At 49.5% G+C, this 25,798-nt stretch carries 23 protein-coding genes; 19 read left to right on the forward strand and 4 right to left on the reverse strand.

Annotated features, from left to right (window positions below; all coding sequences use genetic code 11):
* Positions 1 to 63 precede the first annotated feature (63 nt).
* Positions 64 to 1,077 carry a UDP-glucose 4-epimerase GalE gene (gene galE / locus B5P39_RS04885; protein WP_088210666.1) on the reverse strand — a complete coding sequence of 338 codons (1,014 nt, stop codon included), beginning with the start codon at positions 1,075 to 1,077 and terminating at the stop codon, positions 64 to 66.
* Positions 1,077 to 1,985 (reverse strand): UTP--glucose-1-phosphate uridylyltransferase GalU, encoded by a 909-nt coding sequence (galU, locus tag B5P39_RS04890; protein ID WP_011717661.1) that lies wholly within the window; start codon positions 1,983 to 1,985, stop codon positions 1,077 to 1,079. Before galU ends, galE begins: the two co-directional genes overlap by 1 nt.
* A 323-nt stretch (positions 1,986 to 2,308) precedes the next feature.
* Between galU and phhA the strand changes: the two genes are divergently transcribed.
* The 7 genes from phhA (at position 2,309) to ompW (ending at position 9,241) form a co-directional block, all read left to right on the forward strand.
* Positions 2,309 to 3,124 (forward strand): phenylalanine 4-monooxygenase, encoded by an 816-nt coding sequence (gene phhA / locus B5P39_RS04895; RefSeq protein ID WP_088210667.1) that lies wholly within the window; start codon positions 2,309 to 2,311, stop codon positions 3,122 to 3,124.
* Positions 3,125 to 3,206: 82 nt separating this feature from the next.
* On the forward strand, positions 3,207 to 3,545 hold the full coding sequence (locus tag B5P39_RS04900; RefSeq protein WP_069454624.1) for a 4a-hydroxytetrahydrobiopterin dehydratase: 339 nt from the start codon (positions 3,207 to 3,209) through the stop codon (positions 3,543 to 3,545).
* A gap of 274 nt (positions 3,546 to 3,819) precedes the next feature.
* Positions 3,820 to 5,358, forward strand: a complete 1,539-nt coding sequence (gene tyrR, locus B5P39_RS04905) for a transcriptional regulator TyrR (protein ID WP_011717658.1) — start codon at positions 3,820 to 3,822, stop codon at positions 5,356 to 5,358.
* Between the two features lie 337 nt (positions 5,359 to 5,695).
* Positions 5,696 to 6,682 (forward strand): fumarylacetoacetate hydrolase family protein, encoded by a 987-nt coding sequence (locus B5P39_RS04910; protein WP_011717657.1) that lies wholly within the window; start codon positions 5,696 to 5,698, stop codon positions 6,680 to 6,682.
* A gap of 84 nt (positions 6,683 to 6,766) precedes the next feature.
* Positions 6,767 to 7,417 (forward strand): maleylacetoacetate isomerase, encoded by a 651-nt coding sequence (gene maiA, locus B5P39_RS04915; RefSeq protein WP_088210668.1) that lies wholly within the window; start codon positions 6,767 to 6,769, stop codon positions 7,415 to 7,417.
* 98 nt (positions 7,418 to 7,515) lie between these two features.
* Positions 7,516 to 8,112 (forward strand): nucleotidyltransferase family protein, encoded by a 597-nt coding sequence (locus B5P39_RS04920; protein WP_088210669.1) that lies wholly within the window; start codon positions 7,516 to 7,518, stop codon positions 8,110 to 8,112.
* A 466-nt stretch (positions 8,113 to 8,578) separates the two neighbouring features.
* Positions 8,579 to 9,241, forward strand: coding sequence for an outer membrane protein OmpW (gene ompW / locus B5P39_RS04925; RefSeq protein ID WP_176399862.1), 663 nt, complete (start codon positions 8,579 to 8,581; stop codon positions 9,239 to 9,241).
* Positions 9,242 to 9,325: 84 nt separating this feature from the next.
* On the opposite strand, the gene B5P39_RS04930 is transcribed toward ompW, so the two are convergent.
* Positions 9,326 to 10,069 (reverse strand): SDR family NAD(P)-dependent oxidoreductase, encoded by a 744-nt coding sequence (locus tag B5P39_RS04930; RefSeq protein ID WP_088210779.1) that lies wholly within the window; start codon positions 10,067 to 10,069, stop codon positions 9,326 to 9,328.
* Positions 10,070 to 10,186: 117 nt separating this feature from the next.
* On the opposite strand from B5P39_RS04930, the gene B5P39_RS04935 reads away from it, so the two are divergent.
* From B5P39_RS04935 to B5P39_RS04985, 11 genes are all read left to right on the forward strand, one after another.
* Positions 10,187 to 10,621, forward strand: a complete 435-nt coding sequence (locus tag B5P39_RS04935) for a YbaY family lipoprotein (protein ID WP_088210671.1) — start codon at positions 10,187 to 10,189, stop codon at positions 10,619 to 10,621.
* Between the two features lie 69 nt (positions 10,622 to 10,690).
* The gene (gene metA / locus B5P39_RS04940) at positions 10,691 to 11,632 is read left to right on the forward strand and encodes a homoserine O-acetyltransferase MetA (RefSeq protein ID WP_088210672.1); all 942 of its coding nucleotides are present in this window, start codon (positions 10,691 to 10,693) and stop codon (positions 11,630 to 11,632) included.
* 393 nt (positions 11,633 to 12,025) lie between these two features.
* Positions 12,026 to 13,216 (forward strand): thiolase family protein, encoded by a 1,191-nt coding sequence (locus B5P39_RS04945; protein WP_088210673.1) that lies wholly within the window; start codon positions 12,026 to 12,028, stop codon positions 13,214 to 13,216.
* Between the two features lie 132 nt (positions 13,217 to 13,348).
* Positions 13,349 to 14,848 carry a CoA-acylating methylmalonate-semialdehyde dehydrogenase gene (locus B5P39_RS04950; RefSeq protein WP_088210674.1) on the forward strand — a complete coding sequence of 500 codons (1,500 nt, stop codon included), beginning with the start codon at positions 13,349 to 13,351 and terminating at the stop codon, positions 14,846 to 14,848.
* Between the two features lie 163 nt (positions 14,849 to 15,011).
* Positions 15,012 to 16,169, forward strand: coding sequence for an acyl-CoA dehydrogenase family protein (locus tag B5P39_RS04955; protein ID WP_011717648.1), 1,158 nt, complete (start codon positions 15,012 to 15,014; stop codon positions 16,167 to 16,169).
* A 64-nt stretch (positions 16,170 to 16,233) separates the two neighbouring features.
* Positions 16,234 to 17,007, forward strand: a complete 774-nt coding sequence (locus B5P39_RS04960; protein WP_088210675.1) for an enoyl-CoA hydratase — start codon at positions 16,234 to 16,236, stop codon at positions 17,005 to 17,007.
* A complete protein-coding gene (locus tag B5P39_RS04965; RefSeq protein ID WP_088210676.1) occupies positions 17,007 to 18,158 on the forward strand; it encodes an enoyl-CoA hydratase/isomerase family protein in 1,152 nt (383 codons plus the stop codon). Before B5P39_RS04960 ends, B5P39_RS04965 begins: the two co-directional genes overlap by 1 nt.
* Positions 18,159 to 18,258: 100 nt before the next feature.
* Complete coding sequence (mmsB, locus tag B5P39_RS04970; RefSeq protein ID WP_088210677.1) at positions 18,259 to 19,161, forward strand: 3-hydroxyisobutyrate dehydrogenase; 903 nt, start codon at positions 18,259 to 18,261, stop codon at positions 19,159 to 19,161.
* 19 nt (positions 19,162 to 19,180) lie between these two features.
* Positions 19,181 to 19,939, forward strand: coding sequence for an SDR family oxidoreductase (locus B5P39_RS04975; RefSeq protein ID WP_011717645.1), 759 nt, complete (start codon positions 19,181 to 19,183; stop codon positions 19,937 to 19,939).
* Positions 19,940 to 20,146: 207 nt separating this feature from the next.
* Entirely contained in the window at positions 20,147 to 20,389 is a 243-nt protein-coding gene (locus B5P39_RS04980; protein ID WP_088210678.1) for a hypothetical protein, read from the forward strand.
* 58 nt (positions 20,390 to 20,447) lie between these two features.
* A complete protein-coding gene (locus B5P39_RS04985; RefSeq protein WP_088210679.1) occupies positions 20,448 to 22,481 on the forward strand; it encodes a S9 family peptidase in 2,034 nt (677 codons plus the stop codon).
* Positions 22,482 to 22,583: 102 nt separating this feature from the next.
* On the opposite strand, the gene B5P39_RS04990 is transcribed toward B5P39_RS04985, so the two are convergent.
* On the reverse strand, positions 22,584 to 22,973 hold the full coding sequence (locus tag B5P39_RS04990) for a MerR family DNA-binding protein (protein ID WP_011717642.1): 390 nt from the start codon (positions 22,971 to 22,973) through the stop codon (positions 22,584 to 22,586).
* A 137-nt stretch (positions 22,974 to 23,110) separates the two neighbouring features.
* Between B5P39_RS04990 and B5P39_RS04995 the strand changes: the two genes are divergently transcribed.
* A complete protein-coding gene (locus tag B5P39_RS04995; RefSeq protein ID WP_088210680.1) occupies positions 23,111 to 25,372 on the forward strand; it encodes a heavy metal translocating P-type ATPase in 2,262 nt (753 codons plus the stop codon).
* The last annotated feature ends 426 nt before the right edge of the window (positions 25,373 to 25,798 follow it).

Here is a 25,798-nt window from a genome sequence, read left to right on the forward strand (position 1 = left end):
GAGTTTAATTGTGATAAGGGATAATAAAAATGGCTTGGGAGTTACCGCAAGCCATTTAGACGATTAGCCTTTATAACCATTTGGATTGGTAGATTGCCAATGCCAACTGCTGTTCGCCATATCCTCTAGACTGTGAGTCGCCTGCCAGCCCAAATCGGTTTTAGCATGATCTGGGTTTGCATAACAGGCGGCAATGTCACCCGGACGACGCGGCGCAATTTGATAGGCAATCGACTTACCACAGGCCTTTTCGAAGGCCTTGACCATATCGAGCACACTGTAGCCTTGGCCTGTACCTAGGTTATAGGTGACAAGTCCTGGTTTGGTGGCCAGCTTTGCAAGGGCTTTGAGGTGTCCAAGGGCTAAATCTACCACGTGGATATAGTCGCGAACGCCCGTACCATCATGGGTTGGGTAATCATTGCCAAACACACTTAACGCTTCGCGTTTACCGACTGCCACCTGCGCGATAAATGGCATCAAGTTATTTGGAATATCGTTAGGATCTTCGCCAATCAAGCCGCTGGCATGGGCGCCAACAGGGTTGAAGTAACGTAAACGGGCGATATTCCAACTCGAATCGCTATGGTGTAAATCCGCCAGTATATGCTCCACCATCAATTTAGATTGACCGTAGGGGTTAGTGGCCCCCGTGGGGAAATCTTCGGTAATCGGTAGACTAGCTGGGTCGCCATACACAGTAGCTGAAGAACTAAAGACGAGGTTTTTCACCTTAAACTCTGCCATCACTTGGCAAAGAATTAAGGTACCAGTCACGTTATTCTCATAGTATTTCAGTGGCTTAGCGACTGACTCACCAACGGCTTTTAATCCTGCAAAATGGATAACAGCATCGATGTTATGGTCGCTAAAGACTTTCTGCAGTAAGGCCTTGTTGAGAATATCGCCTTGGTAAAAGGTGACCGATTTACCGGTAATGCGCTCGACACGGTTAAGGGCTTCGATGCTTGAATTAGACAGGTTGTCTAAAACAATCACTTCGCTCCCCGCATTGAGTAATTCCACTACGGTATGAGTGCCTATATAACCGGCGCCTCCGGTCACTAAAATCGTCATTATTTAATTCCTTTTACGACTGTTTTTAAATATTGCGCAAAATCCTCACCGATTTCGCTGTGGCGCAGGGCGTATTCCACGTTAGCGCGCATATAGCCTTGCTTGTTACCGCAGTCATGACTCTTACCTTGCATGTAGTAAGCGTTTACGGTTTCTTGTTTCATTAACATCGCAATGGCGTCGGTTAACTGGATTTCATCACCCGCGCCTGCTGGGGTTTTAGCCAGCAGTGGCCAAATTGCAGCGGGCAACACGTAACGACCCACTACGGCTAAGTTAGACGGTGCTTCGTCAACTGGTGGCTTTTCAACGAGTTCGACTAATGGCTCTGACTCACCAGGTTGTAGATCGTGGCCATTCACATCGGCAATACCGTATTGGTTGACTAAATGATGTGGCACGCCTTCCACCATGATTTGGCCCACTTGGGTTTCATCAAACAGGCTCACCATGGCGGCTAGGTTGTCGGTTTTCAGGTTGCAGCTGGCATCATCGATAATCACATCCGGCAGCAACACGGCAAACGGTGCATCACCGACGACGGATTTGGCACATAAAATCGCATGACCTAAGCCTTTAGCTTGGGATTGGCGCACGCTAATCACTGTCACGTCTTTCGGGCAAATGGATTGTACCGCTTCGAGTAATTGACGCTTCACGCGGCGCTCTAATTGCGCTTCTAATTCAAAACTGGTGTCGAAATGGTTTTCGATAGAGTTTTTACTGGCGTGGGTCACGAGGACGATTTCTTTGATCCCCGCATCAATGGCTTCACTAACCACATATTGGATCAAGGGTTTATCAACAACGGGCAGCATTTCCTTAGGAATTGCCTTGGTCGCAGGAAGCATACGAGTGCCAAGTCCAGCGACGGGAATAACGGCTTTACGAATTTGATGTTGTTTCATTGCGAACCTTCAGATTAAGGAGAGGCGGTTATTGGGCAATATTGTAAATGACCCACGCAGAAAAGCTATTTGCAAACACCGAAATTTGTCGGTTTTTCTGCATATTATCAGTCTATCGTCGTCATTTTTGAGCGGCAGTGTCAAGGTTTGCTAGCCGTCAGACTCAGATCCGATTTGGATCCACCAAGGGTTTTAAATGCTTTGTAATATTTGCTTTACGTTTGCGTCACATTATCGCGTAAACAATAAACTGTGAGGGAGTTAACAAAAATCGAGGCTTAGATCACTATGGAGGCATTAGCGTCAGCCATGAAGTGAATTTTATGACTAAAGAGATAGCGCACACCGCGCCCTATGTTGCGCGAAATGCAGATGATTCAGGGTATATCCATTACCCGCAGGAAGAACATGATATTTGGAGCCAATTATATGCTCGCCAAGCGGTGAACCTACCTGGGCGTGCCTGTAAGGAATATCTCCAAGGGCTCGATGCCTTGGCGATGCCGAAGGACCGCATTCCACAATTGGCGGAGATAGACAAAGTATTGCAAGCCACCACAGGATGGAAAACCGCGGCCGTGCCGGCCTTGATTTCCTTTGGCCGCTTCTTTGAGTTATTGGCCAACAAGGAATTTCCGGTTGCGACCTTTATCCGCCGTAAGGAAGAGTTTGATTACCTGCAAGAGCCGGATATTTTCCATGAGATCTTTGGCCATTGCCCCTTGCTGACCAATCCTTCTTTCGCCCATTTTTCCCATATCTATGGTCAATTGGGCTTAAATGCCAGCAAGGAAGACCGCGTCTTTTTAGCGCGTTTGTATTGGTTTACCGTCGAATTTGGCTTACTCAAACCTCAAGATGGCGAATTGTGTATCTACGGCGGCGGTATTTTAAGTTCTCCCGGCGAAACCTTGTATGCCATGGAAAGCCAAGTGCCGGAGCGTAAGCCCTTCGATCTCTTAGATGTGCTGCGCACGCCTTACCGTATCGATATTATGCAACCGATTTATTATGTGATTGAACATATTGATATGCTGGATGAAATTGCCAAGATGGACATCATGGCCTACGTGGCTAAGGCGCGTCAGTTAGGCTTGTTTGCCCCTAAGTATCCGCCCAAGACCAAGAAAGCCAGCTAATGGCTGACCGTTAAAAAACGAATTGAATAAAGCGTAATAAGGGCAACGGATCGATCCCCTAATGTTGCCAAGAGGAGTATGTATGACAGCGTTAACCCAAATGAAATGTGAAGCTTGCCAAGCCGATGCGCCGAAAGTGACCGATGCAGAATTGGCCGAACTTATCCGCATGATCCCCGATTGGGGCGTGCAAGTGCGTGATGGCATCATGCAATTGGAACGGGTTTACAAGTTTAAAAACTTTAAGTTAGCGATGGCGTTTACCAATAAGCTAGCGGATCTGGCCGAAGAGGAATTCCACCACCCAGGCATTTTAACCGAGTGGGGCAAAGTGACTGTGACTTGGTGGTCACACTCAATCAAGGGTCTGCATAAGAATGACTTCATCATGGCAGCCAAGACCGACCAGTTGTTAGATTAAAAAATTCAATTTTAAAATCAGCGCTTTAATTGTATCTAAGCGCTGATTTTTTCTTCCTGTTACAAATACGCTGTAAACTAGACTTGCCACTTTGAGCGTAACCTTCTAACGTATACACGCCCAGCTATTAATCCTGCCTTTTACGTTTGCGTAAACTATAGAGGCTTCGTCAAACGAATGTCTTACGAGGCCAAGCCTGAGGGCTCAAACTCGAGATAATAGCTCTGCACGGTTTATCCCAAAATTCGAATCAAAATAGGGAATATCAGTCATTATGCGCTTGGAAGTTAGCTGTCAAGATCGCGTGGGTTTAGCGAAAGACATCTTAGTCGTGTTAGAACGTTATGGCATTAATCTCATCGCCATCGATGCCAGTAACCAGGGCTTTCTCTACCTGCAATTTGCCGAGGTCAGTTTTGATACCTTAAGTGCCTTGATGCCGCAGATCCGTAAAGTGGAGAGTGTTCACGATGTGCGAACTGTGTCGTTTATGCCTTCGGAGCAGGAACACTACGCCTTAAAAACCCTACTCAAAACTCTCCCTGATTCAGTGTTCTCCATCGACGTGAAGGCGCGCATTCGTATCGTCAACGAGTCGGCGCTGCTCAATATGGGCATGGGGGAGCACGAAGTGCTCGATGAATCCTTAAACCATTGGGTGCAAGGATTTAACTTCAGCCGCTGGCTCAGTGAGAGCCAAGTGTTGCCGCAGGCGGCGCGGGTCAATATCGGTCAAAACGAATATCTGGCCGAAATGTTACCGATTTACTTACCCGATGAGGATGATAAAACCATCCTCGTGGGCGCAGTCGTATCGCTTAAATCGCCGGCGCGGGTCGGTAAGCAATTCAATGCACTGCAAAATCAAACCGCGGGCTTTGAAAATGTGTTAGCCAGCAGCGACAAGATGAAAGAAGTGTTGAAGCAAGCTCGCCGGATGGCGCAGCTCGATGCGCCGCTATTAATCACCGGCGAGACTGGTACGGGCAAAGAGCTAATGGCTAGAGCCAGCCATGATGCTAGCATGCGCCGCGAGAAACCCTTTATCGCTATTAATTGTGCGGCACTGCCCGATAGCGCCGCCGAAGAAGAACTCTTTGGCTACGTCAGCCAAGGCAAAGTGATTAAGCGCGGCTTTTTTGAAGAAGCGAAGGGTGGCACAGTGTTCCTCGATGAAGTGGCCGAAATGTCCAAGGCGGCGCAGGTTAAACTGCTGCGCTTATTACAGGACGGCACCTTTAGACGCATTGGTGGCGACGAAGAAGTTCGCGCCGATGTGCGGATCATCTGCTCGACCCAGAAAAACTTAGCCGAGCTTTGCCAAACCGGTGAGTTTAGGGAAGATTTGTACTATCGCATCCATGTGCTTAGCTATCACATTCCGTCACTGCGCGAGCGCAAGGTCGATATCATTCCGCTGACGGAGATGTTTCTCGAGCATTACAGTCAGCAACTCTCGAGCCCAGTGAGACGGATTTCGGCCCAATGTCGCGATCATCTCTTAACCTACGCTTGGCCGGGTAACGTGCGCCAGCTTAAGAATGCGGTCTTTAGGGCAGTATCTATGTGGGATGGCTCGGGGGAATTGACCGTTGAGCAACTTAAGCTGCCATCCTACGCCGAAGGTTTTGGCTATTTCGATAATGCCTTCGAAGGCAATCTCGATGATGCGATGAAGCAATTTGAGGCCAGCTTACTGCGCCGCTTATATCCGGCTTACCCCAGTACTCGTCAATTGGCGAAAAAATTAGGGGTCTCCCATACGGCCATCGCCAACAAACTCAGGGAATACAAGATAGCCAAGCCAAAGTAATCTTGCTTTAAGCTTAGGATGTAACAGTATCGTTCCACTTTGTTGCCGACTTTTTCACCATATCGTTCTGCGAAATAGTGACAAGCGGCAGCAGGGGATAAAACGTAATGATTAGTTTACAAAATGTGAAATAATAGGGTGAAATGTGATTTTGCTCACGCTATAGGAATCCGCCGTCGCTTCGGGTATTTCTACGCGCAGCAAACCCTATACGGCGAGTCTAAAAAGGCTAGATTGCCCGCACTCGTTGTCACCCATTCCCGTTAGCTGAGCGTATCGGCTAACCATAAATAGATTAAAGCGCAGTACGCCGAGCCGTAGAAGCACAGGAGCAGATATGAAACTTGCCAGTTATAACAATGGTCGCCGTGATGGCCAGCTGATGTTAGTGAGCCGCGATCTTACTCAAACGGTTGCCGTACCCGCGATTGCCCACACTATGCAACAATTACTCGATGGTTGGGATCTGCTCAAGCCACAATTGCAAGAACTGTATGATGCGCTTAACGAAGGCAAATTACCGAACGCGCAAGCCTTCGATGAAGCCAAATGTTTATCACCTTTGCCACGAGCCTATCAGTGGGCCGATGGTAGCGCCTATGTTAACCATGTGGAATTAGTGCGTAAGGCGCGCGGCGCTGAAATGCCAGAAACCTTCTGGACCGATCCGCTGTTTTACCAAGGCGGCTCTGACAGCTTTATTGCACCAAAGGCGGATATCCCTCTAGCGAGCGAAGATTGGGGTATCGATTTCGAATCGGAAATCGCTGTGATCACCGATGATGTGCCTATGGGGGTGAGCGTTGAAAATGCTACAGCGCACATTAAGCTGTTGATGTTAGTGAACGATGTGTCACTGCGTAACCTGATCCCCGCAGAGCTGGCGAAAGGCTTTGGTTTCTTCCAATCCAAACCTTCGAGCAGCTTCTCACCAGTTGCCATCACGCCAGATGAGTTAGGCCACCGCTGGGAAGATTCAAAGGTGCACTTGCCGCTTATCACCCATCTAAATGGCGAACTATTCGGTCGCCCGAATGCGGGTGTGGATATGACCTTTAACTTTAGTCAGTTAGTTTCTCATGTTGCTAAAACCCGCCCATTAGGCGCAGGTGCGATTATTGGCTCGGGTACGATTTCTAACTATGACCGCAGTGCTGGTTCGAGCTGCTTAGCTGAAAAACGTATGCTCGAAGTGATCGCTGACGGCAAAGCTAGCACGCCGTTTATGCGTTTTGGCGACACAGTGCGCATAGAAATGCTCGATGATAACGGCGCCTCTATTTTTGGCTCTATCGATCAAAAAGTCGTTGAGTACAAGGCGTAAGGCTTTTGTGCGAACACAGTGACAGATAATATGGACGGGGCTTTTAGCCCCGTTTTTTTCAGGAAGACATAAGGACAGAGTGAGATGAAACTATACGGTTATTGGCGATCTAGCGCCGCCTATCGTGTGCGTATTGCCCTCAATCTTAAAGGCGTGAGCGCCGAACAGCTGTCGGTGCATTTAGTGCGTGATGGTGGCGAGCAGCACAAGGCGGATTATATCGCCCTTAATCCGCAGGAGCTGGTGCCAACATTGGTTTTAGGTGATGCAGAAGAGGGTGATGCCTTATCCCAATCCTTAGCCATTATCGAGTATCTGGATGAGCTTTATCCAAAGACGCCGCTATTACCCGCATCGGCGCTTGAACGCGCCCACGTGCGCGCCATGGCGTTAACCATCGCCTGTGAAATTCATCCACTCAATAACCTGCGGGTATTGCAGTATTTAACTCAGAAGCTGAATGTCGACGAAGAAGCTAAAACCGCTTGGTATCACCATTGGGTGGCGAGCGGTTTTGCGGCGCTCGAAACCCAACTTGCGCGCCACAGTGGCCGTTATTGCTTTGGCGACAATGTGACGCTGGCGGATTTGTGTTTAGTACCGCAGGTGTACAACGCCCAGCGTTTTAATGTGGATTTAACGTCGTACCCCAATATCATGCGGGTATGGGCTGAGTGTAATCAGTTGCCAGCTTTTGCGGATGCGGCGCCAGAGCGCCAAGCGGACGCGGTGTAACCCGTGATTAACTGTAAATAAGTGCTCTGAAACCGATTACAAAGTAGTTTGAGTCGCTATCATTTTTTATGTGTTTGATATTAAAGTAGACTTTAGGCATGACTGAAACGGAATTAGCTGCACTATTACGCACCTGGCTAAGCCAAGATCGGGGGCGGATGAGGGCGCTTGAATTGGCGCAGCAATGCGCCCAAGCGCATACCTTGCCGCAGTGGTGCTTGGCGGCGGGGGTTGTCCGCAATCTGGTGTGGGACAAATTGCATGATATTAAGCAGCGTCCGTTAAACGATATCGATCTGATTTACTATTGCCCCTTGGATACTCGTACTGAGCGAGATAGGGCGATAGAAGCATACCTACATACACTGGCGCCAGACTTACCTTGGTCGGTAAAAAACCAAGCGCGTATGCACCTTAATAATCAGGATAATCCCTATCAATCGACACACGATGCGATGTGTTATTGGCCTGAGCAGGAAACGGCTGTCGCTGTGTATCTTGAACATATGCCTAACACAGAATCTTCCGTCGTCGATAATTTACAACTCATCGCTCCCTTCGGTTTAAGCTCATTATTTGCCTTGCAGTTAACCCATAATCCCAAGCGTGCGTTGGCGGTATTTGAGCAGCGAATTACCACAAAGAATTGGCTTAAACAATATCCGCGATTGACTTTGGCTAATGACCTTGGCTAATTAAGTTACTTCATCAATATGAGTGTTGATATTTATTCTCTGGTTAGTAGATAAGTATCGGATTCTTAATTAACACCGTCTCCATCGTTTCCTCATTATTTTCTTTACCGACTGTATTTCATTCTTCAGCTTTTTTGCTGTCAAACGACACCAATTCCAGCGTGTTTTGATTTCAATCCATGTAACTGAAATGTAAATGGCGAACCAAACTATTTATTCTTTATTACTCCTTGCGGAGGTTATTAGTGATGGCTAATTAATGCGACGAGTCACAAAAAATAAACTGGTATTGTCAATAAATGTTTAGATAGCGTGACTCAGATCCCATGGCTTATACCTCAAAATAAGTATCGCCACTTAATCTTGATTTGGATCAATAAGGTAAACGAATTTATCTGGCAGTGTAGGCGTCAATTGTTAAGGATGTAATGTAAAACAAAAACCTATGTTGTACATATGGAGTATGATGATGAATAAAACTACTGTTTCTACACTGATTGCCGCCACCCTGTTAGCCGCTGGTTTCTCTGCTTCTGTTGCTGCCCATCAAGCGGGTGATATTATTGTTCGTGCTGGTGCTGTCGTTGTTGCACCAAATGAATCAAGTGATGATGTTGTAATTCCTGGTGTAGGTAATTTAGGTGAGTTTAAAGTCAGTAACGATACTCAACTTGGTTTGAATTTCGGTTATATGCTGACTGATAACATTGGTATTGAGCTATTAGCTGCAACGCCATTTAGCCATGATGTGTCTCTAGCTGGTGTTGGTAAAATTGCAGAAACTAAGCATTTACCACCAACTTTAGTTGCTCAATATTATTTCGGTGATGCTCAGTCTAAATTACGTCCCTATGTGGGCGTTGGTGTGAACTACACTAATTTCTTCGACAATGACTTCACCAACGACTTAGGTGGTTCATTAACCGATCTAAGTATGAGCACTTCTTGGGGTTTAGCGGCGCAAGTGGGTTTAGATTACCAATTTGATAAAAACTGGTTAGTGAACGCCTCTGTGTGGTACGCACAAATTGATAGCGATGTTAAATTTAAATACCAAGGCACTCCCGTTACAATCAGCACAGATATTAACCCATGGGTTTATATGGTCAGCGTGGGTTACACTTTCTAATCATCTGATTTTAAAGTAACAAAAAGGAGCCTGTGGCTCCTTTTTTGTTTTTCGCCGTTTTATAAAGCTAAACGCGGCATAACACTACTTTTTGGCCTTTTTCGGCTTCCAGTGGCGAGTATTATAGATAAACTCCGGCAGTAACTTCGTTAGCCAAGCCACTAAGCGCCATCGCTTGGTCACATAGACTCGGCGTTTACCCTGCTGCATGGCCTTAATGATCTGCGCCGCCACTTGCGGCAGCGGGGCAAGCCATAACGCACTTTGTTGCATGGCGGCCTTATCCAGTAAACCGAGTTGGATATCGGTAATGGTAATGGGCAACTTAAGCCGCTGGGCATGCATGCTTAAGCCTTCTAAATAATTTTGCGCAAAGGCTTTAGAGGCATGATAAGCCACACTTGGGCCGCCGCGCAGACCGGCAATCGAGTTGATGGCGGCAAGCTGGCCATAACCCTGCTCGCGAAATAATCTAAATGCCGTATTGCAGATAGCGGCAAAGCCTCGCACATTGACATCGATAATGTCCTGCTCAGGTAGCCATGGCAGCTCAGGATCGTAGCTATTGAGTCCGGTATTCACTACGACTAAGTGGGCGCCGCCTAAGTCGTGCCAAACGCTTTCGAGTTGCTTGATGATGGCGCTTGGCTGTTCAATTTGCAGTGAAAAGACCTGAACTTTCGTAGGCAGGGTCGAGGCAAATTCGCGGAGTGATTCGACATCTTGGGCAAAAAGGGCTAATTCAACCTGCTGATCGGCCAATTGTTTGGCAAGTTCGCGGCTTAAATGTGAGCTAGCGCCCACAATTATCGCAGTTGCTTGGGTCATAAATTTTTCGGCAACGAAATGGTGGCTTATCATAGGAAGATATGCCCAGCATGACAAGATTTATAGCGTGGGCGTATAGACATCCAGAAGTCTTTATGTATGATTAGGAGAAATGAAATGAGACAAGGGTTAAGGATTAGCGGACTGACATCTGCATGGCAAAAATTAGCGGCTATGGTGTTACTCGCCGTCACCACGGTGATTTCAGGTTGTGCCATACCTAATGCGATTGTCGAGATTAAAGGTGAGGCCATGTACCGCGAGCGTATCGCATTGCCCGCCGATGCCAAGTTGATAGTGCAGTTGCTTGATGTCTCTAAGATGGATGTGCCCGCCGTAGTCATGGCAGAGCGCGTTTCCCAAGGGGCGAAAACCCCAACGCCGTTTAGTTTTTCGATGGGGCGTGATCAGTTTGAAGCGGGGCATACCTATGCCATTGGGGCAAGGATAATGCTCGGTGATAAGTTATTGTTTATTAATACTCAAGCCTATCATGTCGACCTCAATTCGACTGAGCCTATGACGATACTGCTTGAGAAAGTCGGTCGCTAATTTGTTTGCTCTTTGCTGAGTGGCATACGCGCGCCGGAACCTTTGATTGTTGAATAGAAGAGGCGCGGTATGCCAGTTAAAATTCCAGATCATCTGCCTGCTGCAGGGATTTTAGAATCTGAAAATATTTTCGTCATGTCCGAGACCCGGGCTGCCAATCAGGACATCAGACCGATGAAGGTGCTGATCCTGAATCTGATGCCCAATAAAATCGAGACAGAAACCCAGCTTCTACGCCTATTAGGTAACACGCCTTTGCAGGTTGATGTCGATTTACTGCGTATTCATGATAAAGAGTCGAAGCACACCTCAATCGATCATATGAACACCTTCTACCGTGATTTTGAGGACGTGCGCCATAAAAACTACGACGGCCTGATCATCACGGGCGCGCCCCTTGGGCAAATCGATTTCGAAGAGGTCACTTACTGGGACCATATCCGCGAGATTATCGATTGGTCACAGCAACATGTGACGTCAGTGCTCTTCCTCTGCTGGGCGGCGCACGCTGGGCTTTATCATCTCTACGGTTTAAATCGGAAAATCCTGCAGCAAAAGCGTTCTGGGGTGTTTGTGCATCGCCGCACTTGCCAACATTTCCCGCTGCTGCGCGGATTCGATGATGAGTTCTTTGCGCCGCATTCCCGCTTTGCCGAGATGGATATCGAGGAACTCAAACAACACTCTGAGTTGCAGGTGCTGGCACAATCCGATGAGGCTGGGGCTTACTTAGTCCTCAGTCGTAACAATCGCAACCTGTTTGTGATGGGGCACCCCGAATACCAAAAATCTACCTTAAACGATGAATATCATCGGGATTTAGCGCAGGGATTAAATCCCAATGTGCCGCAAAACTATTATCGTAATGACGACCCTAAGGCCGATGCCATTGCCCGTTGGCACAGTCATGGCAGTTTGTTAGTAAGCAACTGGCTTAACTATTACGTTTACCAATTAACACCCTATGACTTAAGCGATATGTCGGCCGTCACGCCGTGGGAATCGCAATAATTCCCTCTTAGTATTCGGCTTAGTGCATGTTTTAGCGTTTGTTTTGGCGTTTATTTTAATGCTCTATTAAATCGAGTGGCTTTGGCTAACCAAGGTCACTTTGCTTATTTAAGCGATGCTCGCCATATTGCTTTGTAAGCCTCTTTTATCCCGCCTCTTTTTCTTCGGTTTAAATTGATTACGGGCTTAGCAACTTCAGCCTCACCGCGTTAACGCTGTATTCCACTCCCTTGACTGTAAATCCTGACTGACAATTTTTGTGGTTTTTTCTCGACACATTAGACCAAGGAATACTTGCTTTACGTTCGCGTAAACGTCAGAGTGGTTTCATTGTCACTATTTATCCGCCGCTGGCGAGTGTTACCGCCAAGGCACATTTAGCTTGGAGTCCCCATGAGTACTGAACAATTTAACCAAGAGATCGTTATTGTTGCCGCTAAACGCACCCCAATGGGTGGCTTTCAAGGCAGTTTGTCTGGCGTAACGTCTCCGAGCTTAGCGGCCACCGCCATCAAAGCCCTGTTAGCCGATACCCAAGTTGCGCATGATAAGGTCGATGAAGTGTTAATGGGCTGCGTATTGCCTGCGGGTCTGGGCCAAGCGCCAGCGCGTCAAGCGACTTTAGGTGCCGGTTTACCCCTGTCTGTGGGTGCCACGACCGTAAACAAAGTCTGTGGCTCTGGGATGAAAACCGTGATGCTTGCCCACGATTTACTTAAAGCAGGGAGTACTAAGTTGGTGGTTGCTGGCGGCATGGAAAGCATGAGCCAAGCTCCTTACTTGCTAGATAAAGCCCGCTCTGGCATGCGTATGGGCCATGGCAAGGTTTTAGATCATATGTTCCTCGACGGTTTAGAAGATGCCTACACTGGCGGAGCCATGGGCACATTCGCCCAGAAAACCGCCGATGAATACGGCTTAACCCGCGAGCAAATGGACGCCTTCGCCCTAAGCTCACTGGAAAAAGCCAACGCGGCCATTAATTCTGGCGCCTTCAAGGCGGAGATTGTGCCTGTCACGGTAAGCGATCGCCGTGGTGATGTGACTATCGATACCGATGAGCAACCAGGCAATGCCCGCCCTGAAAAAATCCCCGCACTGCGCCCCGCCTTTGCCAAAGACGGCACTATTACGGCGGCAAACTCAAGCTCGATTTCCGATGGTGCGGCGGCGCTGATGTTAACCACGCGCGCCAATGCCGAGCAGTTAGGCTTAACAGTGCTTGCTACCATCAAGGGCCACACAACCCATGCCCAGGAGCCATCACTCTTTACCACGGCGCCCGTTGGCGCTATGGCAAAACTGCTGAGCAATGTGGGCTGGTCTAAGGATGAGGTTGATCTGTTCGAAATCAACGAAGCCTTTGCCATGGTGACTATGCTGGCGGTTTCTGAATTAGGTTTAGATATGGCCAAAGTGAACGTGAACGGTGGCGCCTGCGCCTTAGGTCATCCTATCGGTTGCTCGGGTGCACGTTTGCTGGTGACCTTAATCCATGCACTTAAAGCCCGTGGGCTTAAGCGCGGCGTAGCCTCACTCTGTATCGGTGGCGGTGAAGCGACTGCTATGGCTATCGAAGTTTAATCAAAGGCTTAATTGCGAATAACTGCTAAATCAACAAGACCAAGACTGAGCTGGCAAGGGCAAACATCCCGCTGAGGATAAACATAATATCGCACCGCCAGCTCGACCCTAAACAAGGAAAAGGATTGCAACATGACCACACAAGTTAAGCATTACATTGATGGCGAATTCATCACAGGCACAGGTACATCACAAATCGTGGTGACCAATCCCGCTAATAACGAGTCAATCGCCCTTATCAACAGCGCTACGGCCGATGAAGTGCACGCGGCCATTGCCAGTGCCAAGGCGGCTTTTAAGACGTGGAAAGAAGTGCCCGTGTCTGAGCGTGCCCGTGTCATGTTGCGCTACCAACACTTACTTAAAGAACACCACGACGAACTAGCGACTATTCTTGCCAAAGAAACTGGCAAAACCTTTGAAGATGCCAAGGGTGATGTATGGCGTGGAATTGAAGTGGCGGAACATGCCTGCAACATTGCCTCATTATTGATGGGCGAAACCGTTGAGAACGTCGCGCGTTCAATCGATACCTACAGTTACACTCAGCCTCTGGGTGTATGTGCGGGTATCACGCCGTTTAACTTCCCGGCGATGATCCCACTGTGGATGTTCCCACTGGCGATTGCCTGCGGTAACACTTTTATCCTTAAGCCATCTGAGCAAGACCCAATGACGCCGCAGCGCTTAGTTGAGCTGTTTGTCGAAGCGGGCGCGCCAAAGGGCGTATTACAACTGGTGCATGGTGATAAAACCGCGGTCGATATCCTGCTGGCCGATCCTGCGGTGAAAGCCATTTCCTTCGTCGGCTCTGTGGCAGTCGGTCAATACATCTACAAAACTGGTACCGATAACTTAAAACGCGTGCAAGCCTTTGCTGGGGCGAAAAACCACTGCGTGATCATGCCTGATGCGAATAAGCAGCAAGTGATCAACAACCTAGTTGGCGCATCAGTTGGCGCAGCGGGTCAACGCTGTATGGCGATTTCGGTCGCGGTATTTGTCGGCGCGGCCAAAGAGTGGATCCCAGAGCTCAAAGAAGCGCTGGCGAAGGTTCGCCCAGGTTTATGGGACGATAAAGAAGCCGGTTACGGCCCGCTGATAAGCCCTGCCGCTAAAGCGCGCGTGCTCAAACTTATTGCCCAAGGTAAGAAAGAAGGTGCTGAGTGTTTGCTCGATGGCAGCGACTTTAGCGTGGCAGGTTTTGAGTCGGGTAACTGGGTCGGGCCAACCATGTTCACTAAGGTCACGACCGATATGAGCATCTACAAAGAAGAAATCTTTGGACCTGTACTCTGCTGTATGGAGTCCGATTCATTAGAAGATGCCATCGAACTGGTTAACGCCAGTCCCTACGGCAATGGTACCTCTATCTTTACCGCAAGCGGCGCCGCCGCCCGTAAATATCAACACGAAATCGAAGTTGGCCAAGTCGGCATTAACGTGCCAATCCCTGTGCCATTACCTTTCTTCTCATTCACGGGTTGGAAGGGCAGTTTCTACGGCGACCAACACGCTTACGGTAAGCAAGCGGTACGTTTCTACACTGAAACTAAGACCATTACTTCCCGCTGGTTCGAGTCGGACATTGCCGTGGCCGCAGGTCCAAATATGAGCATTAACTTGCGCTAAGCGGTTTTAAGAACAGTTTCAACGCATTGTGAAACAGCAGGTTTTTCAGTCTAAACGTGGCGCCAGTTGGCGCCCATTGATGATAAGCCTGCCGATAAATTCACTGTGTATTACGCAAAAGATATTGACGAAAGAAATGGCCAAAGAGTCATAGGAGAGCCAAATGGATTTTAATTTCAACGAAGACCAACGCCAATTTGCCGATCTGGCCCGCCAGTTCGCGGCGGATGAACTCGCCCCCTTCGCCGCCAAATGGGACGAAGAACATCATTTCCCTAAGGATGTGATCCAAAAAGCCGGTGAGCTGGGTTTCTGCTCCCTGTATTCCCCCGAATCGGAAGGTGGCATGGGCCTGTCGCGTTTAGATGCCTCGATTATTTTCGAAGAGCTATCGAAAGGTTGTACAGCCACAACAGCCATGCTGACGATTCACAATATGGCCACTTGGATGGTTACCACTTGGGGCACAGATACTCTGCGTCAAGCTTGGTCTGAGCCTTTGACCACGGGCCAAATGCTGGCGTCTTACTGCTTAACTGAACCAGGTGCGGGCTCTGATGCGGCATCACTGCAAACCAAAGCGGTGCGTGAGGGTGATGAATATGTGGTATCTGGCTCTAAGATGTTTATCTCGGGCGCAGGTTCAACTGAGCTTTTAGTCGTAATGTGCCGCACTGGCCAAGCCGGGCCAAAGGGTATTTCGGCCATTGCCATTCCTGCCGACAGTGAAGGCATTATCTATGGCAAGGCCGAAGACAAGATGGGCTGGAACGCGCAGCCGACGCGTTTAGTCACCTTCGATAACGTGCGTGTACCCGTTGCGAACCTGCTCGGCGAAGAAGGCCAAGGCTTTACCTTTGCGATGAAAGGCTTAGATGGTGGCCGTATCAATATCGCCACTTGCTCTGTCGGTACGGCGCAGGCGGCTCTTGAGCGTGCGACTCAGTACATGAACGAGCGTCAGCAATTTGGTAAGCCGCTGGCAGCCTTCCAAGCCCTGCAATTTAAGCTTGCCGATATGGCGACCGAATTAGTGGCCGCGCGGCAAATGGTGCGTCTGGCCGCCTTTAAACTCGACAGTGGCGACCCTGAAGCCACCGCCTATTGCGCGATGGCGAAGCGTTTTGCCACCGATGTGGGCTTCCAAGTTTGTGATGCCGCGCTGCAAATTCATGGCGGATATGGTTATATCAGGGAGTACCCCTTAGAGCGTCACTTCCGTGATGTTCGTGTACACCAGATTTTAGAGGGCACTAACGAGATTATGCGCCTCATTATCGCCCGTCGTTTACTCGACGAAAATGCCGGACAAATCCTCTAAGCTGCCCAGATGGGACTGTAGGATTTGGCGATAACAGATTGGAAATATAAGGGAGCCGAAACAGATGGAATATTTAGTTGAGCGTATCGAAGGCCACACGGCCATTCTGACGATGAACAATCCGCCGGCCAACACTTGGACCGCCCAGAGTTTGCAGGCGCTCAAGGCCAAAGTGCTGGAGCTTAATGCCAATAAGGACATTTATGCGCTGGTGTTAACTGGCGAGGGCAACAAGTTTTTCTCCGCCGGCGCCGATTTAAAACTCTTTAGCGACGGTGATAAGGGCAATGCGGCGAGCATGGCAAAACACTTTGGCGAGGCATTTGAAACCTTAAGCCAGTTCCGCGGCGTGTCGATTGCCGCCATTAACGGTTATGCCATGGGCGGTGGCTTAGAAGTCGCGCTGGCCTGTGATATTCGTATCGCCGAAACCCAAGCCGTGATGGCACTGCCTGAGGCCACCGTTGGCCTGCTGCCCTGTGCGGGCGGTACCCAAAACCTGACCGCTTTAGTGGGCGAAGGTTGGGCGAAGCGGATGATCCTCTGCGGTGAGCGGGTGAATGCCGCCCAAGCGCTGAATTTGCGTTTAGTCGAGGAAGTGGTCGAAACGGGTGAAGCCTTAAATGCGGCGATTGCACTGGCCGCTAAAGTGGCGAATCAGAGCCCAAGCAGCGTCACCGCCTGTAAGAAGCTTATCCAAGCTGGGCGTCATATGCCGCGCAGCCAAGCTTTACCGATAGAGCGTGAACTGTTTGTCGGATTGTTCGATACTGAAGATCAGGCCGAAGGCGTGAACGCGTTTTTGGAAAAACGTAAAGCTGATTGGAAGAACCGCTAATGACACATTTAGTAGATAAGGCTGCACACACGTCCACCACACAAAATGTGGTTTTTCAAACCTTAGCCACCGCCTCGGGTACATTAGTTGGGGTGGTGACGCTCAATGTTGAAAAAGCCCTCAACGCCTTGGATCTCGATATGGTTCGAGCCATGACGGTGCAGCTCAATTTGTGGAAAAAAGATCCGTTAATCGCCTGTGTGGTACTCGATGGCAGCGGAGAAAAGGCGTTTTGTGCGGGTGGCGATGTGCGGGCGTTATATCACGCATCTGTTGCTGCTAAGGGACAAGTGACTGAGGTCGCTAAAGTCTTCTTCGAAGAAGAATATCGTCTCGATTATCTACTGCATACCTATGGTAAACCTGTGCTGGTATGGGGCGATGGTATAGTGATGGGTGGCGGTCTGGGCCTGATGGCGGGCGCGAGTCATAGAGTCGTGACTGAAACCTCCCGTATCGCCATGCCTGAAGTCACCATCGGGCTTTATCCCGATGTGGGCGGCAGCTATTTCCTCAACCGCATGCCGGGCAAAATGGGGCTGTTTTTAGGGCTAACGGCCTATCAAATGAACGCCGCCGATGCCTGTTACGTTGGCCTTGCCGATCATTATCTAAATCGTGACGACAAAGAACTGATGTTCGATGCCATGGCGACCCTAGACTGGAGCGACACGCCAGCGCTGAACCATCAACGACTCGACTCGATGATCAACGAGCTGTCGAACCAAGTGGACATCCCTAAGGGCGATAGTTTACTGGCCGAGAGCCAAGAGATGATCGACCGACTGATGGCGGGCAGTTTGACGGATATCGTCAGCCGTATGTCAACCTTAAGCACCGAAGAAGCCTGGTTAAATAAAGCCTGTGCGACTATGCTCGCGGGCAGTCCTATCAGTTGGCATTTGGCCTATATCCAAACGCAACTCGGCACCAAACTCAGCCTAGCACAATGTTTTAAATGGGAATTAACCGTCAGCGTTAACACCTGCGCTAAGGGGGATTTCTGTGAAGGCGTACGGGCACTGCTGATTGATAAAGACAGACAGCCAAAATGGCAATTTGCCGATGTGCAATCCGTGCCAAATAGCGTTATCGAGGACATTTTGACCTCACCTTGGGGAGAAGAACATCCCTTAAGCCAATTAAGCTAAGCCAATCGATGGCAGGCAAAACGAGCGCTTTGCCTGCCATTTTTGTCTGGAATAACAACTATCTGGAATAATAAAGACACCAGAACACAGGAGTGATGGCATGAGTACAGTAGCATTTATCGGTTTAGGTAATATGGGCGGCCCAATGGCGGCCAATTTATTAAAAGCGGGCATGACGGTACGTGTCTTCGACTTAGTACCAGCCGCCATGCAAGCCTTGGCCGACCAAGGCGCCTTAGTGTCGAGCACGGCATGCGGCGCAGCGGCAGGGGCCAATGTGGTGATCACTATGCTGCCCGCGGGCAAGCATGTTAGAAACTTATACTTAGGCAATGGTAGCGAGAAAGGCCTACTCGACGTAGTCGCTGGCGATACCTTGCTGATTGATTGCTCGACCATTGATGCCCAAAGCGCCCAATTGGTGGCGGCCGAAGCGGCTAAGAGTGGTATCGAATTTATCGATGCGCCAGTTTCGGGTGGTACCGCGGGCGCGGCGGCAGGCACCTTGACCTTTATCTGTGGTGGCTCGGATATCGCCTTTGAGCGGGCACAACCTGTACTTAACGCTATGGGCAAGAATATCTTCCACGCGGGCGGCGCAGGAGCTGGGCAGATCGCTAAAATCTGCAACAACATGCTGTTATCTGTGTTGATGGTGGGTACTTCTGAGGCATTGCAAATGGGGATTGACCATGGTCTCGACCCTAAAGTGCTGTCGGATATTATGAAGGTCAGCAGCGGCGGTAACTGGACGTTAGAGAAGTACAATCCTTGCCCGGGCGTAATGGAGAATGTGCCTTCTTCTAAGGGCTATCAGGACGGCTTTATGGTAGATTTGATGGTTAAAGATCTCGGCCTTTCTCAAGAAGCTGCATTATTGAGCAATTCGAGTACACCCATGGGCTCACTCGCGCGCAGCTTGTATGTGAATCATGCAAGACAAGGCAATGGTCGTCGAGACTTCTCCAGTATTTTTGAACAATTTGCACCACTTAAAAAATAGATAAACAAGGGATAACCAGATGGATTTAAAAGATAAGGTTGTCGTCATCACTGGCGGCGCGGGTGGTTTAGGCTTAGCAATGGCGCACAATTTTGCGCAGGCGGGCGCTAAGTTAGCGCTGATCGATGTTGATCAAGAAAAACTCGAGCGCGCCTGTGCCGATTTAGGCTCAGCCACCGAAGTCCAAGGTTATGCGTTAGATATTACCGACGAAGAAGATGTGGTCGCAGGTTTTGCTTACATATTGGAAGATTTCGGCAAAATCAACGTATTAGTGAATAACGCCGGCATCCTACGCGATGGCATGTTAGTTAAAGCTAAAGACGGCAAAGTGACTGACCGTATGTCATTCGACCAATTCCAATCGGTGATCAATGTTAACCTCACTGGCACCTTCCTCTGTGGCCGTGAGGCGGCTGCGGCGATGATCGAATCGGGTCAAGCTGGGGTGATTGTCAACATTTCTAGCCTCGCCAAAGCGGGTAACGTAGGCCAATCTAACTACGCGGCCTCTAAAGCGGGTGTGGCGGCCATGTCTGTGGGTTGGGCAAAAGAGTTAGCCCGTTACAATATCCGTAGCGCAGCGGTAGCCCCTGGGGTGATTGCAACTGAAATGACGGCAGCGATGAAGCCAGAAGCGCTTGAGCGTTTAGAGAAGCTTGTGCCCGTTGGTCGTTTAGGCCAAGCGGAGGAGATAGCCTCTACCGTACGCTTTATCATTGAAAACGATTATGTAAATGGTCGTGTCTTTGAAGTGGATGGCGGTATCCGTCTGTAATATAGTATCTTATTGATATTAAAGAAAACCGAGCATTTGCTCGGTTTTTTATTGGGTAAAGATAAGCGTATTAAAAGCGATTTTAGCTCAGGGAATTGGTGGAACGGAGTTGACATTTACTGGCTATCCTTCAACAATCGCACTCCACTTTTTTTACATAACTTTACAAATAGGGTTGACATTATAGTGATGGAGTTGATTATCTGAATGTCATGGCAGGATAAGGCCCTTTGGCTTGAAAAAATCACTAAGCGCATGATGTTAATCGTCGGTGTCTTAGGTGTCATAGTGATCTACGGCGGCTTCTTCTTTCTTCTCTTCACAGGTCGTTCGGTCGAGGTGATCCCGTGGTTTTTTCTACTGTCACCTTGGATTTGTATTTACTTTGGTCTCACGCGAGTGCAGCAGGCCAATGTCATCAAGTGGTTTATTAAAAAAGTAAAAAAATAAGCCCGCAAAGGGCAGTGGCATATTTCGGTTTGTTTAGTTGGCAAACTTGGGGAATACAATGGGGTTAGGACGCTATTTACCGTATCTGCTGAGTGCAGTTTTGCTGCTGGGCGGGTGTGAGCGTACGGATACACACGATTTACCCGCCAAGGAAAATGGCGATATTAAAGTGGCACCCTATGGCAGCTGGCAATCACCCTTGTCTGCGGCCGAGGTGTTTGAACAGGCCGATGATATTGCCGAGTTGCAAAGTGTTGGCGACGCAATTTATTTTGCCGAGTCCAGTGGCAGCGCACAGGGCAAAGTTGGCATTAAACGCCTCGATGGCCTTGGCAAAGTGACCGAAGTGGTTCCCCCCGATTTTAATGTCAGATCTACCGTGCATGAGTATGGCGGTGCTGCATTCTTAGGCATAGGTCAGAGCTTGTTTGCCACTAAATTGCAGGATCAGCTGTTTTACCGTTTCGCCCCGAATCAGCCACCATTGCCGTTAACCCCCAATGGCACCCGCCATGCCGATTGTGTGGCGTATCCCAAGGGCTCACGGATTATTTGTGTGCGTGAAGACCACCGTCAGGGCGGCGAACCTAAAGCCAGCCTAGTGACCATCAATCTTAACTTTGCCGGTGAAGGCGATACCTTTGTCACTGGTCATGACTTTATCTCTTCCCCCACAATTTCCCCCGATAACACGCAATTAGCGTGGATCTCTTGGGAACATCCCTATATGCCTTGGGATAACAGTGTGCTTTGGCTTGGGGATCTTGACCGTAAGGGTCAGTTAAAAAATATTCGTCAGGTGAATACGCCCAAGGATTCTTCGGTGACTCAGCCCTTATTCGGCCCCGACGGCAACTTATATGTGGTGTCCGATCTCAGTAACTGGTGGAACATCTACCGCGTGACGCCACAACAAACTTTAGTGCCAGTGCTGAGTAAAAATGCCGAGTTTGCCGTGCCCGATTGGCGCTTAGGCAATCATAACTACGCCTTCGAAAATGCCTCGACCTTGATAGCCAGCTATGTCGAAGGTAATCGAGCGGCATTGCTGCGTATGCACTTAGATACGGGGTTAACCGAATCCCTTGCCGTTGATTTTGCAGAGATTACTCAGGTGGTGAAGGGCGAAGATGGGGTTTATTTTATCGGCGCTAAGGCGACGCCAGAGAAGGGCATTTATCGAGTTGTCGGCCGTGGTACTGAGTTAGTTTATGCCCCTGCGCTGCCGAATCTTGACCCGAATTACGTGTCGCGGGCGAAAAATATCGCCTTCGCGACGGGTAAAAATCAGCAAGCCTATGGTTATTTTTATGGTCCGGTGAATCCCAATTACATCGCGCCCCACGACACCAGGCCGCCGCTTATCGTGATGTTACATGGCGGGCCGACGGCGCGCGCTTCACTTGCCTATCGCAGTGAGATCCAATTCTGGACCAGTCGCGGCTTTGCCGTGTTGGATTTAAACTTCCGTGGCAGCAGTGGTTTTGGCCGCGCCTATCGCCAGAGCCTGTATGGCAAATGGGGAGAAAGCGATGTGGAAGATGCGGTCAATGCGGCCAAGTATTTAGTGGCTAAGGGCTGGGTCGATGCGAATAAATTGGCGATCCGTGGGATTAGTGCTGGTGGCTTAACCGTCATGTCCTCCTTGGCGTTTTATGATGTGTTTCAAGCGGGGGTGAGTTATGAGGGGATCAGCGATTTTGAGCAGCTCGCTAAGGGCACACATAAGTTTGAATCTGGCTATTTAGATCAGCTTATCGGACCCTATCCCGAGATGAAGCAACGCTATCGCGAGTTATCACCACTCAATCACTTAGATGGCTTGAATGAACCCTTGCTGATTTTCCAAGGCTTGAGAAACAAGATTGTACCAACGGCGCAGTCGCGACAAATTTATGAGGCACTGAAGGCCAAAGGCGTGCCGACAGCCTATATCGACTATGGTGATGATTCCGACGAGGGGCGAACACCTGAGCATAAAGCCGCCGGCTTAGAAACCGAGTTAGCCTTTTATGGCAAAGTGTTTCACTTTACCCCTGCGGGTAAATTACCCACATTAGCCCTCGATAATGTGATGGCGCTGAAGCATTAAAGCCTTGCTGATAACGCCTCAGAATTCGCGATAACCCCATAAAAAAACCTGCATCCAAGCAGGCTTTTTTATGGCTGCGTGTTAATGCAGATGATTAAGCATTTAGTGCTGGTGATTAAGGCTATCAATAATCGCGCAGTGGGGCTGCTCACCGCCTTGGCACTCGCTGACCATTTGCTGTAACTGGCTGCGAAGATTTTGCAATTTACCAATTTGCTCCTCGACATAGGCCAAATGGTTACGGGTGAGTTGCTTCACATCTTCGGCATTGCGGCTATCGTTATTGCGAAGGCCAAGCAGGAGTTTGCAATCCTCGAGGCTAAAACCTAAGTCGCGGCACTGGTGCACAAATTTCAGCGATTCGATATCCCGATGGCGATACACCCTGTATCCCGCCTCGTTACGCTCGCCGCAGACAAGGCCGATATCGTGGTAATAGCGTATGCTTTTGACGCTTAATCCTGTGTGTTTCGCGACTTCACCAATTTTCATACTGACCTCGGTTTTTATCTGTTCTAAAGACTCATGCAGACAAGTGTGATACTTGCCACAAAAACACCCTTGACTCTCCCGTGATGGGAGACTTTATCTTAATCCTATAGCAGTTAAGTTCAAGTGAGGGATCTTCCATGTCGCAGATAAAACTCTATGTTGCCACCATGAATTGTGCAGGCTGTGTGGCCAAAATTGAAAAGGCCTTTGCGGCCGAGCCGAATGTGAGTGCCCGTATCAATCTCGCCGATAAACAAGTGACTGTGGATGGCAAGATGAGCAGCGATACGGCGCTGGCAGTGATGGATAAGGCGGGTTATCCCGCCCAGTTGATTGTGGACGCAAAGGCGGCCGCAGAGGAAAAACGGGTCGAAGATGCGGCTGAGTATCGCCTGCGGATGCGTCAGGCCATCGCCGCGCTCGCTGTCGGTATCCCTATGATGTTATGGGGATTACTGGGTGGCGAAATGATGATTAATAGCCCTAGCATGCAGCTTGGCTGGGGCATTATGGGCTTAGTCACCTTAGCACTTTTAGTCGGTACAGGGCGCCATTTCTATCAGGGAATGTGGCGCGCGCTTAAAGCCAAAACCACCAATATGGACACCTTAATCGTGTTAGGCACCAGTACGGCATGGCTCTATTCCATGCTGGTGGTGCTTATCCCGAGTGCGTTTCCCATGGACGCTCGCCACGTGTACTTTGAGGCGAGCGTGATGATTTTAGGCTTGATTAACTTAGGCCACGCCCTAGAACTCAAAGCTCGGGGCAAGACCAGCGAAGCGGTGCAGCGCTTGCTCGGCCTGCAATCTTCTACCGCGATTCGTATTGGCGACAATGGCGATGAAGAGGTGGAAATCGACCAGCTCAAACTGGGGGATAAACTCAGACTTCGCCCCGGCGACAGGGTCGCACTCGATGGCGTGGTAGAGTCCGGCCAGTCATTACTCGATGAGGCCATGCTGACGGGCGAACCTATTCCTGTGCCTAAGCATGTTGGCGATAATCTCAGTGCGGGAACTGTCAATGGTAACGGCAGTTTAGTCTATCGGGTGACCGCAGGGCAGCAGGATACGCGCCTTGCCAAAATCATCGCACTGGTGCAGGAGGCGCAAACCTCAAAGATGCCGATTGGTCGTCTGGCCGATAAAATTTCGGCGGTGTTTGTGCCAACAGTCGTGGTCATCGCCTTAGTCGCGGCAGCGATTTGGTATCTTGTTGGGCCAGAACCCGCGCTCAGTCATGCACTTGTGGTGCTTACCAGCGTGCTGATCATCGCCTGTCCCTGCGCCTTAGGCTTAGCGACACCTATGTCTATCATGGTGTCCGTTGGCCGCGCTGCTCAAATGGGCGTCTTGGTAAAAAATGGTGAAGCACTGCAAAGCGCCAGCAAGGTCGATTGTGTGGTGTTGGATAAAACCGGCACAGTGACTCAGGGTAAACCCCAAGTGACCGATATCCATTGGATTGAGGCTAATGACCAAGCACTCAGTGATGAAGACAAGCGTGCACTGCTTGGCGCTATCGCCAGTCTTGAGCAGCATTCAGAGCATCCGCTAGCCAGCGCAATGGTCAGCTATGTTAAGCAGGCCTCTATTCCCTTGCCTGCAACCGAGATTTTTACCAATCATCAAGGTAAAGGCATCGAAGGACGAGTCGATGGCGCCGACTTTTTAGTGGGTAATCAAGCCTTAATGGCGGCATTTGATGTGCAGTCAGGGGAGGGCGTGACAGGCAGCCACTCAGGCTTTGCGGTAGAAGCCGCCGCGCAATTTGCCAAACAGGGCAAGACGGCGATTTATGTCGCCAAGGCGGGCAAGTTAGTGGCCACTATCGCCATTGCCGATCCGATCAAGGCCGATGCTAAGGACGCGATCAGCGCCATCCGTTCACAGGGGATTCGCGTAGTGCTGCTGACCGGCGATAATCCGCAAACGGCGCAGGCGGTGGCAGCACAAGTGGGGATAGATGAAGTGATTGCGGGCGTGTTACCCGAGCAAAAGCAGCAGCATATTAAAGCCTTACAACAGCAAGGCCATGTGGTTGCCATGGTGGGGGACGGTATCAACGATGCGCCCGCCTTGATGAGCGCCGATGTGGGGATCGCCATGGGATCGGGCACTGAGGTGGCGATCGAAAGCGCGGATATGACTCTGCTGTCCCATCAGCTGGTAGTGATTGCTAACTTATTGGCACTTTCCCGAGCGACCATTCGCAATATTAAACAGAACTTGTTTGGGGCCTTTATCTACAACAGTTTAGGTATTCCAGTGGCGGCGGGCGTCTTGTATCCGCTCACGGGTATGCTGTTAAGCCCTGTGATTGCTGGGGCGGCGATGGCGCTATCTTCCCTAACTGTGGTCACCAATGCGAATCGGTTAAGACAGCAAAAGTTATAACGCTTGCGCTCGCATGAGTGATAACACTTTGCTTCGTTAAATCGTGGGGCAGTGAGTAAGCACTCCCGATACAGCCCGTATTTTGCGGGCTGTATTGCTTAAACATAAATCTACACTTCAGCCTACACACCTGTACAAACCTTACATGTCTCTCACATCTAAATAGCTAATCACTATGCGGATTCATCCTGCTGTCATCCAATTCTATTAGCTTGAATCATTCGGTAAAAATGTTGCTGAAATAAGCCGTTAGCTTAGATTCATATCAGCACTTAAATAAGCCTTCTAGCCCGTTATTTTGCTTGACGATTCGCGGCTAAGTAGGCCTTTTTAGTTGATAATTTAGCCCAAACTGCTATAGTGCCAAGTTTATTTTTACCCCCTCAGGTTAGACAGCTTGGCTTTTGCAAATAGGTTTATACTTAG

It is taken from the genome of Shewanella sp. Shew256, assembly GCF_002196695.1.
Classification (GTDB): Bacteria; Pseudomonadota; Gammaproteobacteria; order Enterobacterales; family Shewanellaceae; genus Shewanella; species Shewanella mangrovisoli.

Coding starts and splice junctions, on each gene's coding strand:
- ompW (WP_176399862.1), top strand. CDS start 8,579: ATGATGAATAAAACTACTGTTTCTACACTGATTGCCGCCACCCTGTTA.
- phhA (WP_088210667.1), top strand. CDS start 2,309: ATGACTAAAGAGATAGCGCACACCGCGCCCTATGTTGCGCGAAATGCA.
- B5P39_RS04995 (WP_088210680.1), top strand. CDS start 23,111: ATGTCGCAGATAAAACTCTATGTTGCCACCATGAATTGTGCAGGCTGT.
- B5P39_RS04935 (WP_088210671.1), top strand. CDS start 10,187: ATGAGACAAGGGTTAAGGATTAGCGGACTGACATCTGCATGGCAAAAA.
- B5P39_RS04985 (WP_088210679.1), top strand. CDS start 20,448: ATGGGGTTAGGACGCTATTTACCGTATCTGCTGAGTGCAGTTTTGCTG.
- galE (WP_088210666.1), bottom strand. CDS start 1,077: ATGACGATTTTAGTGACCGGAGGCGCCGGTTATATAGGCACTCATACC.
- maiA (WP_088210668.1), top strand. CDS start 6,767: ATGAAACTATACGGTTATTGGCGATCTAGCGCCGCCTATCGTGTGCGT.
- B5P39_RS04920 (WP_088210669.1), top strand. CDS start 7,516: ATGACTGAAACGGAATTAGCTGCACTATTACGCACCTGGCTAAGCCAA.
- B5P39_RS04975 (WP_011717645.1), top strand. CDS start 19,181: ATGGATTTAAAAGATAAGGTTGTCGTCATCACTGGCGGCGCGGGTGGT.
- B5P39_RS04990 (WP_011717642.1), bottom strand. CDS start 22,973: ATGAAAATTGGTGAAGTCGCGAAACACACAGGATTAAGCGTCAAAAGC.
- metA (WP_088210672.1), top strand. CDS start 10,691: ATGCCAGTTAAAATTCCAGATCATCTGCCTGCTGCAGGGATTTTAGAA.
- mmsB (WP_088210677.1), top strand. CDS start 18,259: ATGAGTACAGTAGCATTTATCGGTTTAGGTAATATGGGCGGCCCAATG.
- B5P39_RS04950 (WP_088210674.1), top strand. CDS start 13,349: ATGACCACACAAGTTAAGCATTACATTGATGGCGAATTCATCACAGGC.
- B5P39_RS04955 (WP_011717648.1), top strand. CDS start 15,012: ATGGATTTTAATTTCAACGAAGACCAACGCCAATTTGCCGATCTGGCC.
- galU (WP_011717661.1), bottom strand. CDS start 1,985: ATGAAACAACATCAAATTCGTAAAGCCGTTATTCCCGTCGCTGGACTT.
- B5P39_RS04945 (WP_088210673.1), top strand. CDS start 12,026: ATGAGTACTGAACAATTTAACCAAGAGATCGTTATTGTTGCCGCTAAA.
- B5P39_RS04960 (WP_088210675.1), top strand. CDS start 16,234: ATGGAATATTTAGTTGAGCGTATCGAAGGCCACACGGCCATTCTGACG.
- B5P39_RS04980 (WP_088210678.1), top strand. CDS start 20,147: ATGTCATGGCAGGATAAGGCCCTTTGGCTTGAAAAAATCACTAAGCGC.
- B5P39_RS04965 (WP_088210676.1), top strand. CDS start 17,007: ATGACACATTTAGTAGATAAGGCTGCACACACGTCCACCACACAAAAT.
- B5P39_RS04900 (WP_069454624.1), top strand. CDS start 3,207: ATGACAGCGTTAACCCAAATGAAATGTGAAGCTTGCCAAGCCGATGCG.
- tyrR (WP_011717658.1), top strand. CDS start 3,820: ATGCGCTTGGAAGTTAGCTGTCAAGATCGCGTGGGTTTAGCGAAAGAC.
- B5P39_RS04910 (WP_011717657.1), top strand. CDS start 5,696: ATGAAACTTGCCAGTTATAACAATGGTCGCCGTGATGGCCAGCTGATG.
- B5P39_RS04930 (WP_088210779.1), bottom strand. CDS start 10,069: ATGACCCAAGCAACTGCGATAATTGTGGGCGCTAGCTCACATTTAAGC.